The organism is Pseudomonas fluorescens, assembly GCF_001307155.1.
Taxonomy (GTDB): domain Bacteria; phylum Pseudomonadota; class Gammaproteobacteria; order Pseudomonadales; family Pseudomonadaceae; genus Aquipseudomonas; species Aquipseudomonas helvetica.
The window spans coordinates 898,149-913,632 of record NZ_CP012830.1 but is presented as its reverse complement, the minus strand read 5'-3'; the positions used below and the strand labels follow the sequence as shown (position 1 = coordinate 913,632).

Below are 15,484 nucleotides of genomic sequence, written 5' to 3'. Positions count from 1 at the left end.
CACCACGGTGTGGCGAGGGAGCTTGCTCCCGCTGGGCTGCGTAGCAGCCCCAAAACCGGCGAATGAGATCCATCTGAAGAATTGTCATTGCCAATATTGGGAGCGCTACGCGCTCCAGCGGGAGCAAGCTCCCTCGCCACAGGTGTTTCGTTGCTACTTGAGATGCACCGCTTATAAAACGCAGCGAGCCCTCGGCTATACTCCCCTCCATTTGAACGGCCCCGAGGACTGACTGTGAAGAACTGGACGTTGCGCCAACGCATTTTGGCGAGCTTTGCGGTAATTATCGCCATCATGCTGCTGATGGTCATGGTCTCGTTCTCGAGTCTGCTGAAGATTGAATCCAGCGAGGAAACGGTCCAGTCGGATGCCGTTCCGGGGCTGTATTACAGCTCGATGATTCGTGGCGCCTGGGTCGACACTTACGTCTTGACCCAACGGATCGTTGGCCTCTCGGAACATCGCGACATGAGTGCCGCTGACCTGGAGCTGTACAAGGGCGCCGAGGCGCACCTGAAAGACGAGATGGGCAACTATCGGAAAACGATCTTCACCACCGAGGATCGGGCCGGGTTCGAAGCGTTCGAGGCTCGTTATCAAACGTACAACCAAGCGTTGGCTAAAGTCGTCGGGCTGTATCAGCAAAAACAATACGAACAGGCTCGTCTGGCGCTGGAGCAGGAGTTGACGCCCGCGTGGGTCGATGGCCGCAAGCAGTTGAATGCTGTGATTGATAGCAATCGTGATCAATCCGCTAACGCTACCGAGGCCATCCGCCAAGCAGTTACTGCGGCAAAAGCCAGCATGGGCGTGTCTTTGCTGGTGGCGGTCATCGCCGCCGGCCTCTGTGGCCTGCTGTTGATGCGCGCGATCATGGCGCCGATGAATCGCATCGTGCAGATCCTCGACATCATGCGCACCGGCGATCTCAGCAGCCGTTTGAACCTCGATCGCAAAGACGAATTCGGCGCGGTGGAAACCGGCTTCAACGACATGATGACCGAGCTGACCTCGCTGGTGTCCCAGGCGCAGCGTTCCTCGGTACAGGTCACCACCTCGGTGACCGAAATCGCCGCCACCTCCAAACAGCAGCAGGCGACCGCCACTGAAACGGCGGCCACTACCACCGAAATCGGCGCCACCTCGCGTGAAATCGCCGCCACCTCGCGGGACCTGGTGCGGACCATGACCGAAGTCTCCACCGCCGCCGATCAGGCCTCGGTGCTGGCCGGTTCCGGTCAACAGGGGCTGGCGCGGATGGAAGAGACCATGCACTCGGTGATGGGCGCGGCCGACTTGGTCAATGCCAAACTGGCGATCCTCAACGAGAAGGCCGGCAACATCAATCAGGTGGTGGTGACCATCGTCAAGGTCGCGGACCAGACCAACCTGCTGTCGCTGAACGCCGCCATCGAAGCGGAAAAGGCCGGTGAATACGGTCGCGGTTTTGCCGTGGTCGCCACCGAAGTTCGACGTCTGGCAGACCAGACCGCCGTCGCCACCTACGACATCGAGCAGATGGTTCGCGAGATCCAGTCGGCGGTGTCGGCCGGCGTCATGGGCATGGACAAATTCTCTGAAGAAGTCCGCCGTGGCATGTCCGAAGTGCAGCAGGTCGGCGAACAGCTGTCGCAAATCATCCATCAGGTTCAGGCGCTGGCGCCGCGGGTGTTGATGGTCAACGAAGGCATGCAGGCCCAGGCTACAGGGGCTGAGCAGATCAACCACGCGCTGGTGCAGTTGGGCGATGCCAGCAGCCAGACGGTCGAGTCCTTGCGTCAGGCCAGTTCCGCCATCGACGAGCTGAGCCAGGTGGCCGTGGGGCTGCGCGGCGGCGTCTCGCGATTTAAAGTCTGATGAGCGAACTCGTGGCGAAACGCGGCGCAGGCATGGCGCCCAGGCAGTCATTGTTTCTGGTGTTTCGTATCGGTGACGAGCGTTATGCATTGCAAGCCATTGAAGTGGCCGAAGTGCTGCCGCGCCTGCCGCTCAAACCGATTGCCGGGACGCCTTCATGGGTCGCGGGGGTGTTTGCCTATCGCGGCGCGGTGGTGCCGGTAATCGATGTCGGCGAGCTGGCGTTCGGTCAGCCGGCCCAGGCGCGCACCAGCACTCGATTGGTGCTGGTGCATTATCAGCCGGATGACACCACGCCCCGGCAATTGCTCGGGCTGATTCTCGAGCAGGCCACCGACACCCTGCGTTGCAACCCGGCGGACTTCCAGCCCTATGGCCTGGATAACCGTCAGGCGCCGTATTTGGGGCCGGTGCGTGAAGACGCCCAAGGCCTGCTGCAATGGGTGCGTGTCGCAGACTTGCTGGATGCCCAGGTGCGGGCGCTGCTGTTCCCGTCGCCGCCGCTGGACCTGGCGATGCTTGAGGAGCGCCTATGAGCTGCGACCAGCGCTTTTTCGACTTCCTCAAAGAACGTATCGGTCTGGACGTGAACTCCGTCGGCCCAGCGATCATCGAGCGGGCCGTGCGCCAGCGCATGACCGCGCAGCAGGTGGAAACGGCCGATGAGTACTGGCTGCGACTGCGAGGCTCGGCAGACGAGCAACAGGCATTGATCGAAGGCGTGATCGTCCCGGAAACCTGGTTTTTCCGTTACCCGGAATCCTTTGCCACGCTGGCCAGGCTGGCGCTCAAGCGCCTGGCCGAGATCAAGGGTATGCGTGCGTTGCGGATTCTCAGCCTGCCGTGCTCGACTGGCGAAGAACCGTATTCGATTGCCATGGCGTTATTCGATGGTGGGCTTGCGCCGCACCAGTTCAAGGTCGACGGGGTGGACGTCAGTCCGCTGTCGGTCGAGCGAGCCAAGCGTGCGCTGTACGGCAAGAACTCCTTTCGTGGGCAGCAAACCGATTTCCGCGAGCGCTACTTCAGCACCGAAGACGACGGCTATCGCGTCAGCGAGCGGGTGCGCGAACAGGTGCGTTTGCAGGTGGGCAACCTGCTGGACCCGACCTTGCTGGCCAATGAGCCAGCCTATGACTTTGTGTTTTGTCGCAACCTGCTGATCTATTTCGATCAGCCTACCCAGCAACAGGTTCTCCAGGTGCTCAAGCGCCTGACTCATATAGAGGGCGTGCTGTTTATCGGCCCGGCCGAAGGCAGTTTGCTGGGGCATCTGGGGATGCGTTCGATCGGTATCCCACAATCCTTCGCTTTCAGCCGTCACAGCGAGCCTGAACCCGCGCCGCCCTCCGTGTTTAGTGCACCGCCGTTGCCGGTGAGTTTGCCGCTGCGCAGCGTTTCACCACCGCCAGTGCGCAGCCGACCGTTTGCCGCTGTTGCACCGGCGCCGCGTGCGAGCCTTGAGAAAGCACCGAATACCGATGCGGCCGCGCTGCTGGCAAGCATTGCAACCCTCGCCAACGAAGGTAAAAGCCTCGAAGCGCAGGCCGCCTGTGAGGAATACCTGCGCCACCATGAGCCGGTGGCGCAGGTGTTTTACTGGCTGGGGCTGCTCAGTGATGTCGCCGGCAACGTGCTGGAAGCCCAGGGTTTTTATCGCAAGGCGCTGTATTTGCAACCGCAGCATCCCGAAGCACTGATGCACCTGTCGGTGTTACTGGCGTCCCAGGGGGATGCGTCCGGTGCCCGTCGATTGCAGCAACGCGCTGCTCGTAATGAGCGCACCGCTGACAGTGAGCGTAAACGATGACCGGTACTGTTTCGCTGAACGTGACCCATGCAGATGCCCAGGCTATCGACGACTGCTGGAACCGTATCGGTATCCACGGCGACAAGTCCTGCCCGCTGCTGGTCGAACACATTCACTGTCGCAATTGCGCGGTGTATTCCGCGGCGGCGACACGTTTGCTGGATCGCTATGCCTTGCAGCAGGACGACCGCGCGCAAGTGTCCACTGCCGTTGAAACGGACGTGGTCACGCGCTCGCTGTTGATGTTCCGCCTCGGCGAAGAATGGCTCGCCCTGGCCACCCGCAGCCTGGTGGAAGTGGCGCCGATGCAGGCGATTCATTCGCTGCCGCATCAGCGTTCGCGGGCGCTGCTGGGGGTGGCGAATGTGCGTGGCGCGCTGGTGGCGTGCCTGTCGCTGGTGGAATTGCTCGGGCTGGAAGCGACCGCCGGTGTTGCCTCTGGCGTGCGGATCATGCCGCGCATGTTGATCATTGCTGCTCACGGCGGCCCGGTGGTGGTGCCGGTGGATGAGGTGGACGGGATTCATGCCATTGATGAGCGGATTCTCGACGCCGCGTCCCGCTCAGGTGAGCAGGCCAGTGCCAAGTACACCCGTGGCGTCCTGCAATTCAGAGGTCGCAGCCTGCGCTGGCTGGATGAAGAACAGGTGTTGTCCGCCGTGACCCGGAGCCTGACATGACCCCCGATCAAATGCGCGACGCGTCATTGCTGGAACTCTTCAGTCTTGAAGCCGAGGCCCAGACCCAGGTGCTCAGCGCCGGGTTGCTGGCGCTGGAGCGTGACCCGACCCAGGCCGATCAGCTGGAAGCTTGCATGCGCGCCGCGCATTCGCTCAAGGGCGCGGCGCGGATCGTCGGTGTGGATGCCGGAGTCAGCGTTTCTCATGTGATGGAAGATTGCCTGGTCAGCGCGCAGGAGGGTCGACTTTTTCTGCGCCCCGAACACATTGATGCGCTGCTGCAAGGCACGGACTTGCTGATGCGCATCGCCACGCCAGGCAGTGCCAACGTGGGGCCGGGCGATATCGAAGCCTACGTGGCGCTGATGGGGCGTTTGCTCGATCCATTGGCGGCGGTTGCAGCACCTGCTGTGGCACAGCCCTCATTGCCGCCCGAGCCACCGGCACCGCACGTCGAGCCGCCGGACCTGGTGTCGGAACTCGAGTCGTCGCTGGCGGCCTCGGTCGAGGCGTCGCGTAAAGCCAAGCGCGTCACCGAAGGTGGCGAGCGGGTGTTGCGGGTGACTGCCGAGCGCTTGAACAGTCTGCTCGATCTGTCGAGCAAGTCGCTGGTGGAAACCCTGCGTCTCAAGCCTTACCTGGCAACAATGCAGCGTCTCAAACGCACGCAGAGCAACAGTCTGCGCGCCCTGGAAAACCTCAACGTGCACCTCAAGGGGCATGACCTGGGCCTTGAAGCCCTGGAGGCGCTCGGCGATGCGCGGCGGCTGTTGGCCGAATCGCAGCAGTTGCTGGCTGAGAAAACCGCTGAGCTTGATGAGTTTGCCTGGCAGGCGAGTCAGCGCGCTCAGGTGCTGTATGACACGGCGCTGGCCTGTCGCATGCGGCCGTTTGCCGATGTGCTGACCGGGCAGGCGCGAATGGTTCGCGATCTGGGACGTAGTCTGGGCAAGCAGGTGCGGCTGGAAATCGAGGGTGAAAAGACCCAGGTCGATCGCGACGTGCTGGAGAAGCTCGAAGCGCCGCTGACCCATTTGTTGCGCAATGCGGTAGATCACGGCATCGAAACACCCGAGCAACGCCTGCTGGCCGGCAAGCCTGCCGAAGGGCTGATTCGCTTGCGCGCGTCCAACCAGGCCGGGCTGCTGTTGCTGGAATTGAGCGACGATGGCCATGGCGTGGACCTGGAACAAGTGCGCGCCAGTATCGTCGAACGTCAATTGTCGCCGGCCGAGACCGCGGCGCAGTTGAGCGAAGAAGAGCTGCTGACGTTCCTCTTCCTGCCGGGCTTCAGCCTGCGCGACAAAGTTACCGAGGTGTCCGGGCGTGGCGTAGGCCTGGATGCGGTTCAGCACATGGTCCGCCAGTTACGCGGCGCTGTGGTGCTGGAACAGAAGGCCGGCGAGGGCAGTCGTTTCCAGCTTGAGGTGCCGTTGACGTTGTCGGTGGTGCGCAGTCTGGTGGTGGAAGTGGGCGAGGAGGCGTATGCCTTTCCACTGGCGCACATCGAGCGCATGTGCGATTTGGCGTCGGACGACATCGTCCAGGTGGAAGGTCGTCAGCACTTCTGGCACGAAGGTCGACACGTTGGCCTCGTTGCGGCCAGCCAGTTGCTCAACCGCCCGGCGAGTCAGAACAGCCCGGCGACCCTTAAAGTCGTGGTCATCCGTGACCGCGACACGGTGTACGGTGTGGCCGTCGAGCGTTTTATCGGCGAGCGCACGTTGGTGGTACTGCCGCTGGATGAGCGGCTGGGCAAGGTTCAGGACATTTCTGCCGGGGCCTTGCTCGATGACGGGTCGGTGGTGTTGATCGTCGACGTCGAAGACCTGCTCCGCTCGGTGGACAAACTGCTCAATACCGGTCGCCTGGAACGGATCGCCCGACACAGCCAACAGGCTGCCGTCGCTGCACGCAAACGTATTCTGGTGGTCGATGACTCACTGACGGTGCGTGAGTTGCAACGCAAGCTGTTGCTCAATCGGGGTTATGACGTGGCCGTTGCGGTTGACGGCATGGACGGCTGGAACGCGCTGCGTGCCGAGGATTTCGACCTGCTGATTACCGACATTGATATGCCGCGCATGGACGGGATCGAGCTGGTTTCATTGTTGCGCCGTGACAATCGGCTGCAATCGCTGCCGGTGATGGTGGTGTCCTACAAGGATCGTGAAGAAGACCGTCGTCGTGGGCTGGATGCTGGAGCCGACTACTATCTAGCCAAGGCCAGCTTTCATGACGATGCACTGCTCGATGCAGTGGTTGAGCTCATAGGAGGAGCGCGAGCATGAAGATCGCTATCGTCAACGATATGCCCATGGCCGTGGAGGCCCTGCGTCGAGCCTTGGCCTTCGAGCCGGCGCACGAGGTGGTCTGGGTCGCCCGTAATGGCGCCGAGGCGGTGCAACGTTGCGCCGAGTTCACCCCGGACCTGATCCTGATGGACCTGATCATGCCGGTCATGGATGGCGTCGAAGCAACACGCCGGATCATGGCCGAGACCCCGTGCGCTATTGTTATCGTCACGGTGGACCGACAGCAGAATGTCCATCGGGTGTTCGAGGCCATGGGCCACGGCGCGCTGGATGTGGTCGATACCCCGGCCCTCGGCGCGGGCGATCCGAAAGAAGCCGCAGCGCCGCTGCTGCGCAAGATCATGAATATCGGCTGGCTGATCGGCGAGCGCGGTAACCGTGTGCAATCGGCGCCGGCCCTTCCTCGTGTTCTCGGGCAACGCCAGAGCCTGGTGGCCATCGGTTCTTCTGCTGGCGGGCCGGCGGCGCTGGAAGTCTTGCTCAAGGCCCTGCCGCGCGATTTTGCGCCGGCCATCGTGCTGGTCCAGCACGTTGACCAGGTGTTCGCGGCCGGCATGGCTGAATGGCTCGGCAGCGCCAGCGGTCTGGACGTGCGCCTGGCTCAGGAAGGCGAGCCGCCGCAAAGCGGGACGGTGTTGCTGGCGGGCACCAATCACCACATTCGTTTATTGAAGAACGGTACGCTGGCCTACACCGCCGAGCCGGTCAACGAGATCTATCGACCCTCGATCGACGTTTTTTTTGAAAGCGTGGCCACTTATTGGAACGGAGATGCAGTCGGTGTGCTGCTGACCGGCATGGGGCGCGATGGCGCCCAGGGACTTAAATCGATGCGCCAGCAAGGCTACTTGACCATTGCTCAGGATCAGCGCAGCAGTGCGGTATATGGCATGCCGAAAGCGGCCGCCGCCATCGACGCCGCTGTAGAAATTCACCCGTTGGACAAGATAGCGCCACGATTGCTGGAGATCTTTGCAAAATGACTCATCATTGCAGCTGTACTTGCCTTATTCAGGTGCCCGCACATGGATGATTTACAGCTCGACGCCTTTAAAACCGATGAGAACGCCGCGATGGTGCTGCTGGTCGACGACCAGGCGATGATCGGCGAAGCCGTGCGCCGCGGGCTGGCGAACGAAGAGAACATCGACTTCCATTTCTGCGCCGATCCGCATCAGGCCATCGCCCAGGCGATTCGCATCAAGCCGACGGTGATCCTGCAGGACCTGGTCATGCCCGGTCTGGACGGCCTGTCGCTGGTGCGCGAATACCGCAACCACCCGGCGACCAAGGACATTCCGATCATTGTGCTGTCGACCAAGGAAGACCCGCTGATCAAGAGCGCGGCGTTTGCTGCGGGGGCCAACGATTACCTGGTCAAGCTGCCGGACAACATCGAACTGGTCGCGCGCATTCGTTATCACTCGCGCTCCTACATGACCCTGATCCAGCGCGATGCGGCCTATCGGGCGCTGCGGGTCAGTCAACAACAGTTGCTCGACACCAACCTGGTGCTGCAACGCCTGATGAACTCCGACGGCCTGACCGGGCTGTCTAACCGTCGCCATTTCGACGAATACCTTGAGTTGGAATGGCGTCGGGCCATGCGTGACCAGGCGCAACTGTCGCTGTTGATGATCGATGTCGACTATTTCAAGTTGTACAACGACAGCTTCGGCCATCTGGAAGGCGACGAAGCCCTGCGCAAAGTCGCCACGGCGATCCGCGATGCCAGCAGCCGGCCTTCCGATCTGCCGGCGCGTTATGGCGGTGAAGAGTTCGTCCTGGTATTGCCCAATACCTCGCCGGGCGGGGCACGCCTGGTCGCGGAAAAACTCCGGCAGACCGTGGCCGGAATGAACATCCCGCATGTTGTACCGGCCGAAGGTGCGAGCCTGACCATCAGCATCGGCCTCTCGACCATCACCCCGCAGCCGGGCAGTGATTACCGTCAATTGATCTCGGCGGCGGACAAGGGGTTGTACCTGGCGAAGAACAATGGACGCAATCAGGTCGGCATCGAATGAACCCGCACGTTCATTCGCCGTTAAAGCCGCCAGGCGGGCTGCCGTGACAGCGTGATTACGTTATACTCGCCGGCTTTCAAAAGTTCGCCAACGAGTGCTGCCCGCCATGGAAATCAACCCGATCCTTAACAGTATCAAGGACCTGTCCGAGCGCTCCGAAACTATTCGGGGGTATCTTTGACTACGATCAAAAGCATGAGCGTCTGACCGAAGTCAATCGCGAGCTTGAAGATCCGAATGTCTGGAACAACCCGTCGTACGCTCAGGAACTGGGCCGCGAGCGGTCCCTGCTGGCGCAGATCGTCGAAACCCTCGACCAGATGCACAGCGGCCTTGCCGACGCCAAAGACCTGCTGCTGATGTCCGCAGAGGAAGAAGACCAGGCTGCCGTCGATGACGTCGCTGCCGAAGTCGAGCGTCTGCGCGAGGCCCTGGAAAAACTCGAATTCCGTCGCATGTTCAGCGGTGAGATGGACGCCAACAACGCCTACCTGGATATCCAGGCCGGCTCCGGCGGTACCGAGGCCCAGGACTGGGCCAACATCCTGCTGCGCATGTACCTGCGCTGGGCGGACAAACGCGGTTTCGACGCGACCATCATGGAGCTCTCCGCCGGTGAAGTCGCCGGGATCAAGGGCGCAACCGTGCACATCAAGGGTGAATACGCCTTTGGCTGGCTGCGGACCGAGATCGGCGTACACCGTCTGGTGCGCAAGAGCCCGTACGACTCCGGTAACCGTCGCCATACCTCGTTCTCGGCCGTGTTCGTGTCGCCGGAAATCGATGACAACATCGAAATCGACATCAACCCGTCGGACCTGCGCATCGACACCTACCGTTCCTCGGGCGCCGGTGGTCAGCACGTAAACACCACCGACTCGGCCGTACGTATCACCCACGTACCGACCAACACCGTGGTCAGCTGCCAGAACGAACGTTCCCAGCACGCCAACAAAGACACCGCGATGAAAATGTTGCGGGCGCGCTTGTACGAGCAGGAAGTGCAGAAACGCAACGCTGCTTCCCAAGCCCTGGAAGACACCAAGTCGGACATCGGCTGGGGTCACCAGATTCGCTCGTATGTGCTCGACCAGTCGCGAATCAAGGATTTGCGTACTAACGTCGAACGCAGCGACTGCGACAAGGTGCTCGACGGCGACATCGACGAATATCTGGTGGCGAGCCTGAAACAAGGCTTGTAACGAATGCACTGCAGTGGTCACTGATTCAACGACCCTGTAGGAGCGAGGCTTGCCCGCGATCCCCAGCCGAAGGCTGGGGGCAACGAACCTGTGATGGAATTTTTAAAGACATGAGCGACCTAGAACTCGATCCGCAAGCCCTGCAACAGGAAGAAAACTCCCTGATCGCCCTGCGCAAGGAAAAGCTTGCTGCCGAGCGCGCCAAGGGCCAGGCCTTCCCGAATGACTTCCGCCGCGACGCCTACTGCGAAGACTTGCAGAAGCAGTACGCGGACAAGACTAAGGAAGAGCTGGCAGAGGCTGCGATCCCGGTCAAGGTTGCCGGTCGTCTCATGCTCAACCGTGGCTCGTTCATGGTGATCCAGGACATGTCCGGGCGCATTCAGGTTTACGTCAACCGTAAAACCCTGTCAGAAGAAACCCTGGCCGCCGTTAAAACCTGGGACCTGGGCGACATCATCGCCGCCGAAGGCACCCTGGCCCGTTCCGGCAAGGGCGACCTGTACGTTGAAATGACCAACGTACGTCTGCTGACCAAATCCCTGCGCCCGTTGCCGGACAAGCACCACGGCCTGTCCGACACCGAACAGCGCTATCGCCAGCGTTACGTTGACCTGATCGTCAACGAAGACGTGCGTCAGACCTTCCGCGTGCGTTCGCAAGTGATTGCGCACATTCGCAGCTTCCTGATGAAGCGCGACTTCCTGGAAGTCGAAACGCCGATGCTGCAAACCATCCCTGGCGGTGCGGCGGCCAAGCCGTTCGAGACTCACCACAATGCGCTGGATATGCAGATGTTCTTGCGTATCGCGCCGGAGCTGTACCTCAAGCGTCTGGTGGTAGGTGGTTTCGAGAAAGTGTTCGAGATCAACCGCAACTTCCGTAACGAAGGTGTTTCGACTCGTCACAATCCTGAATTCACCATGTTGGAGTTCTACCAGGCCCACGCCGACTACGAAGACAACATGGACCTGACCGAAGAACTGTTCCGTGAACTGGCGCAGTTGGTTCTGGGCAGCACCGACGTGCCGTACGGCGAGAAGGTGTTCCACTTCGGCGAGCCGTTCGTGCGTCTCTCGGTGTTCGACTCGATCCTCAAGTACAACCCCGAGCTGACCGCTGACGACCTGACTGACATCGACAAGGCTCGCACCATCGCCAAGAAGGCCGGCGCCAAAGTGCTGGGCTTCGAAGGTCTGGGCAAGCTGCAGGTAATGATTTTCGAAGAGCTGGTCGAGCACAAGCTGGAGCAGCCGCACTTCATCACCCAGTACCCGTTCGAAGTGTCGCCGCTGGCCCGCCGCAACGACGAGAACCCGAACGTCACCGACCGTTTCGAGCTGTTCATCGGTGGCCGCGAAATCGCCAACGCCTACTCCGAGTTGAACGACGCGGAAGACCAGGCCGAGCGCTTCATGGCTCAGGTGGCCGACAAGGACGCCGGTGACGACGAAGCCATGCACTACGATGCTGACTTCGTACGCGCGCTGGAGTACGGCATGCCGCCGACCGCCGGTGAAGGTATCGGTATTGACCGACTGGTGATGCTGCTGACCAACTCACCGTCGATTCGCGATGTGATCCTGTTCCCGCACATGCGGCCGCAAGCGTAAATGTTTCAATTAAAAAGCCGCCTATAACAGGCGGCTTTTTATTGCCTGTCTGGTACAAACGTATCAATTGGTTACTTTTGACGTTAGAGAGGAATATCTGTCGTGAATCGTGCATTGGCTCAAGAAGGAGCAGCTGGCATCGCCACTGCGGTTGCTGAAAGCGTTCAGTATCAGGGACGCAAAGCCAGCCGACAGGGAAGCGAGCAGCGTCGACAGGAAATTCTCGATGCAGCGATGCGCATCGTCGTACGCGACGGTGTTCGTGCGGTACGTCACCGTGCCGTGGCCGCCGAAGCGGGTGTGCCGTTGTCGGCGACCACTTACTATTTCAAGGATATCGATGACCTGCTCACCGATACCTTCGCTCAATACGTTGAACGTAGCGCCGCCTACATGGCCAGGTTGTGGGCCAATAACGAAGGCTTGTTGCGCGAGATGGTCATCAGCGGCGACGGCAGCCCCGAGTGCCGCTCACAGTTGGCTGACGATATCGCACGGCTGATGGCGGACTATGTTCACCGGCAATTGATCAACCGCCGCGAGCACCTGATGGCCGAGCAGGCCTTCCGCCAGGAAGCGTTGCTCAACCCGCGCCTGGCGCTGCTGGTGCGCTCGCATCAGCAAATTCTCTTGCAGGGCACTTGCCAGCTTTTCCAGGTATTGGGTTCGCGAGAGCCGCAGCAGGATGCCAAAGTGTTGACGGCGATTATCGGCCGGATGGAATATCAGGGCCTGCTCAATGACGCAGAGCCCGAGGCCGAACAAGAGATGCTCGGCATTCTGACGCGATATATGCACCTGGTGCTGGCGTCGGCCTGATCAAAACACGCAATACGCAACGGTTATCAACAGGAGCACCGGGTGGACGAATACCAGCAGACGATACGCACGTTGTCCGATCGCATAGTGCTGGCGCAGACGCCGATTCGGGTACTCGATGCGGTCAAGTGGGACGACAACATCCGCAAGGGTTTCCTCAAGGCCAAAGGCAAGGAAATGCCGGCGGTGGATCGCGACTACTACCTCAACCGGCCACTGTCCTTTGACTCCAGCAAAGTGAAGCTGGAATTCCAGAACATCGAGCGCGACATCACCCGTCAGCTCGGCCAGTTCAACCCGGTCGGGCAGATCATGCGTCGCATGTGCAAGGAATACCGCATGGTGGTGCGGATGCTCGAAGCGCGTGGCACCGAAGATTTCGGGTTGATCTCCCAGGAGCTTTACGGCGCGGCGTCCGATGCATTCCACGCCGGTGACCCGACCCTGGCCGACCTTGGCCTGATGATGTCCGACTACCTGAACAACATCGATGGCCGGGGCGACCTCAAGGACGAACCGAAGATCCTCACCGCCAAGGAAGCCGTGCACTTGCTGCAAACCCGTTTGAACAAGGTCTTTGGCGAAGCCGAGGAAACCATTCGGGTGTTCGAGTCCGACGGTATTGTCGCGGATGCGGCGGCTGGTGCCGACTACATCAAGATCCGCGCTGACGCGATGTTCAACGAACGTGACGTGCGCGCCCTGGAAGTCCATGAAGGGCTGGTGCATGTCGGCACCACGCTTAACGGTCTGAATCAGCCGATCTGCACTTTCCTTTCCAAAGGTCCACCGTCGTCGACCGTGACCCAGGAGGGGTTGGCGATCCTGATGGAAATCATCACCTTTGCGTCCTATCCGAGTCGCTTGCGCAAACTGACCAACCGTACCCGGGCGATTCACATGGCCGAGGAGGGCGCGGACTTCTTGCAGATCTTCGAGTTCTTCCGCGCTCAAGGCTTCGAGATGGCTGAAAGCTATAGCAATGCCAGCCGGGTTTTCCGTGGTTCGATACCCACTGGTCTGCCATTCACCAAGGACTTGTCCTACCTCAAGGGCTTTATCATGGTTTACAACTACATTCAGTTGGCCGTGCGTAAAGGCAAGCTTGAGCAGATCCCTTTGCTGTTTTGCGGCAAGACCACCCTGGAAGACATGCGCACCCTGCGTCAGTTGGTGGATGAGGGCCTGGTGGAACCACCCAAGTACCTGCCGGACCAGTTCCGTGACATGAACGCCTTGTCGGCCTGGATGTGTTTCTCCAACTTCCTCAATCACCTGAGCCTGGATCGGATCGAAGCGGATTACTCGAACATTTTGTAATGGCGTCGAAAGATCTTCTAAACAAAAGCCCCTGAATCGTGAGATTCAGGGGCTTTGGTTGAGCCGGATTACCGATCAGGCCGCTTCGATCTTGCTGCGGTTCTGCTCGAGCTTGTTCAGGTACAGCTGGACGTTCTCTTGCTCTGCCTGGGTGGTGAACAAACCCAGTTTGCTGCGACGCCAGAGAATGTCGTGAGCGCTGGTGGCCCATTCTTCGCTGCACAGGTAATCGACTTCGCGGGTGTAGAGACCGCCACCGAGGTGTTCGCCCATGTCCTTCAGGCTCTGTACACCTTCAAGCAGGCGCCAGGTACGGCTGCCATAGGTGGTGGCCCAGCGTCGGGCGATTTCCGTCGGCAACCAGTCGAACTTGTCGCGAATCAACGCGCTCAAGGCCTGTGGCGTGGTCATGTCTTCGCCGCCCGGCAGGGTCGCTTGCGCGGTCCAGCTCGGCTTCATGCCCTTGAAGTACGGTGCCAGCTGCGCCATGGCCGACTCGGCCAGTTTGCGGTAGGTGGTCAGTTTGCCACCGAACACCGACAGCAGCGGTGCTTCTTCTGCGCTGCCAGACAGCGCCAGGGTGTAATCGCGGGTCACGGCCGAAGGATTGTCGGATTCGTCGTTGCACAGCGGACGAACGCCGGAATAGGTGTGCAGGATGTCGCTGCGGCTGATTTGTTTCTTGAAGTGCGCGTTGACCACTTTCAGCAGGTAATCGGTCTCGCCTTCGGTGATGGTGACTTTCGCTGGATCGCCGGTGTACTCACGGTCCGTGGTACCAATCAGGGTGAATTGATTGAGGTATGGAATGGTGAACACGATGCGTTGGTCTTCGTTCTGCAGGATATGCGCGTGTTCGCCTTCGTACAGCTTCGGCACGATCAGGTGGCTGCCCTGAATCAGGCGGATGCCGTAAGGCGATTCCATCTTCAGGTCATCACGAATGAACTTGGCGACCCATGGACCGGCGGCATTCACCAGTGCTTTGGCGCGGATCGAGAACAGGCGGCCATCGGTGCGTTCCAGGTTCAACTCCCACAGGCCTTTGCTGCGACGGGCGCTGACACAGCGGGTCTGGGTGTGCACGTGGGCGCCTTTTTCGCGGGCAGCCATGGCATTGAGCACCACCAGACGGGCGTCGTCGACCCAGCAATCGGAGTATTCGAAGCCTTTGGTGATTTCGCTTTTCAGCGCACTGTCGGCCCCGAACTTCAGGCTTTTGGAGCCGGCGAGTTTTTCCCGCTTGCCAAGATGGTCATAAAGGAACAGGCCTGCACGGATCATCCACGCCGGGCGCAGGTGCGGACGGTGTGGCAACACGAAGCGCATTGGCTTGACGATGTGCGGGGCCTTGGCCAACAGCACTTCACGCTCGGCCAAGGCCTCGCGCACGAGGCGGAATTCGTAGTGTTCGAGGTAGCGCAGGCCGCCGTGGATCAGCTTGCTGCTGGCGGACGAGGTATGACTGGCCAGATCGTCCTTTTCGCAAAGGAACACCGAAAGACCGCGACCGGCGGCATCCGCTGCAATCCCCACACCGTTTATCCCACCACCAATGACGGCGATATCGTAGACCTCGGCAAGAGGGGGCATAGGTAAGGTTGAAGTGGGCATCGGCTGGCCTCGGGGTACTTTCTATATTTGAATTCGAACATTAATGTTCATTTGCGAAAATAGTAGCGCATAAATCCAGGCGCAACCAGTCGGCTTCGATTGAAAATTCTGATCGAAGAGAGGGGAAAGGAAAATTTTCGAACATTTAGAGGGCGTGCGTCGCTTTTGTGGCGAGGGAGCTTGCTCCCGCTGGGGCGCACAGCGGCCCTAAAGCCTGAATCTGCAAT

12 protein-coding genes are annotated in these 15,484 nt (G+C 60.3%); 11 read left to right on the top strand and 1 reads right to left on the bottom strand.

Features of this window, described 5'->3' with window-relative positions:
- Window positions 1-234: 234 nt before the first annotated feature.
- The 11 genes from AO353_RS04245 (at window position 235) to AO353_RS04195 (ending at window position 13,643) form a co-directional block, all read left to right on the top strand.
- Complete coding sequence (locus tag AO353_RS04245) at window positions 235-1,857, top strand: methyl-accepting chemotaxis protein (RefSeq protein WP_054593827.1); 1,623 nt, start codon at window positions 235-237, stop codon at window positions 1,855-1,857.
- A complete protein-coding gene (locus AO353_RS04240) occupies window positions 1,857-2,393 on the top strand; it encodes a chemotaxis protein CheW (RefSeq protein ID WP_054593826.1) in 537 nt (178 codons plus the stop codon). The genes AO353_RS04245 and AO353_RS04240 overlap by 1 nt, the downstream gene beginning before the upstream one ends.
- Window positions 2,390-3,667, top strand: coding sequence for a CheR family methyltransferase (locus AO353_RS04235; protein WP_054593825.1), 1,278 nt, complete (start codon window positions 2,390-2,392; stop codon window positions 3,665-3,667). The genes AO353_RS04240 and AO353_RS04235 overlap by 4 nt, the downstream gene beginning before the upstream one ends.
- Window positions 3,664-4,347 (top strand): chemotaxis protein CheW, encoded by a 684-nt coding sequence (locus AO353_RS04230; RefSeq protein WP_054593824.1) that lies wholly within the window; start codon window positions 3,664-3,666, stop codon window positions 4,345-4,347. Before AO353_RS04235 ends, AO353_RS04230 begins: the two co-directional genes overlap by 4 nt.
- Window positions 4,344-6,638 carry a hybrid sensor histidine kinase/response regulator gene (locus AO353_RS04225; RefSeq protein ID WP_054593823.1) on the top strand — a complete coding sequence of 765 codons (2,295 nt, stop codon included), beginning with the start codon at window positions 4,344-4,346 and terminating at the stop codon, window positions 6,636-6,638. The genes AO353_RS04230 and AO353_RS04225 overlap by 4 nt, the downstream gene beginning before the upstream one ends.
- A complete protein-coding gene (locus AO353_RS04220) occupies window positions 6,635-7,645 on the top strand; it encodes a chemotaxis response regulator protein-glutamate methylesterase (protein WP_054593822.1) in 1,011 nt (336 codons plus the stop codon). The genes AO353_RS04225 and AO353_RS04220 overlap by 4 nt, the downstream gene beginning before the upstream one ends.
- A gap of 42 nt (window positions 7,646-7,687) precedes the next feature.
- Window positions 7,688-8,689: a response regulator gene (locus AO353_RS04215; protein ID WP_054593821.1), complete on the top strand. Its 1,002-nt coding sequence runs from the start codon at window positions 7,688-7,690 to the stop codon at window positions 8,687-8,689.
- Window positions 8,690-8,795: 106 nt separating this feature from the next.
- Window positions 8,796-9,891, top strand: a protein-coding gene (gene prfB, locus AO353_RS04210) for a peptide chain release factor 2 (RefSeq protein ID WP_102667242.1) whose coding sequence is annotated in 2 segments (ribosomal slippage) — window positions 8,796-8,867 and window positions 8,869-9,891 — 1,095 coding nt in all. Because the reading frame shifts where the segments join, the coding sequence is not laid out codon by codon here.
- Between the two features lie 110 nt (window positions 9,892-10,001).
- On the top strand, window positions 10,002-11,504 hold the full coding sequence (gene lysS / locus AO353_RS04205; protein ID WP_054593820.1) for a lysine--tRNA ligase: 1,503 nt from the start codon (window positions 10,002-10,004) through the stop codon (window positions 11,502-11,504).
- A gap of 114 nt (window positions 11,505-11,618) precedes the next feature.
- Window positions 11,619-12,323, top strand: a complete 705-nt coding sequence (locus tag AO353_RS04200) for a TetR/AcrR family transcriptional regulator (RefSeq protein ID WP_054598170.1) — start codon at window positions 11,619-11,621, stop codon at window positions 12,321-12,323.
- A gap of 42 nt (window positions 12,324-12,365) precedes the next feature.
- On the top strand, window positions 12,366-13,643 hold the full coding sequence (locus AO353_RS04195) for a flavohemoglobin expression-modulating QEGLA motif protein (protein ID WP_054593819.1): 1,278 nt from the start codon (window positions 12,366-12,368) through the stop codon (window positions 13,641-13,643).
- Between the two features lie 75 nt (window positions 13,644-13,718).
- Here the strand turns inward: AO353_RS04195 and glpD are convergent, their stop codons facing one another.
- Window positions 13,719-15,257, bottom strand: coding sequence for a glycerol-3-phosphate dehydrogenase (glpD, locus tag AO353_RS04190; protein ID WP_054593818.1), 1,539 nt, complete (start codon window positions 15,255-15,257; stop codon window positions 13,719-13,721).
- Window positions 15,258-15,484 lie beyond the last annotated feature (227 nt).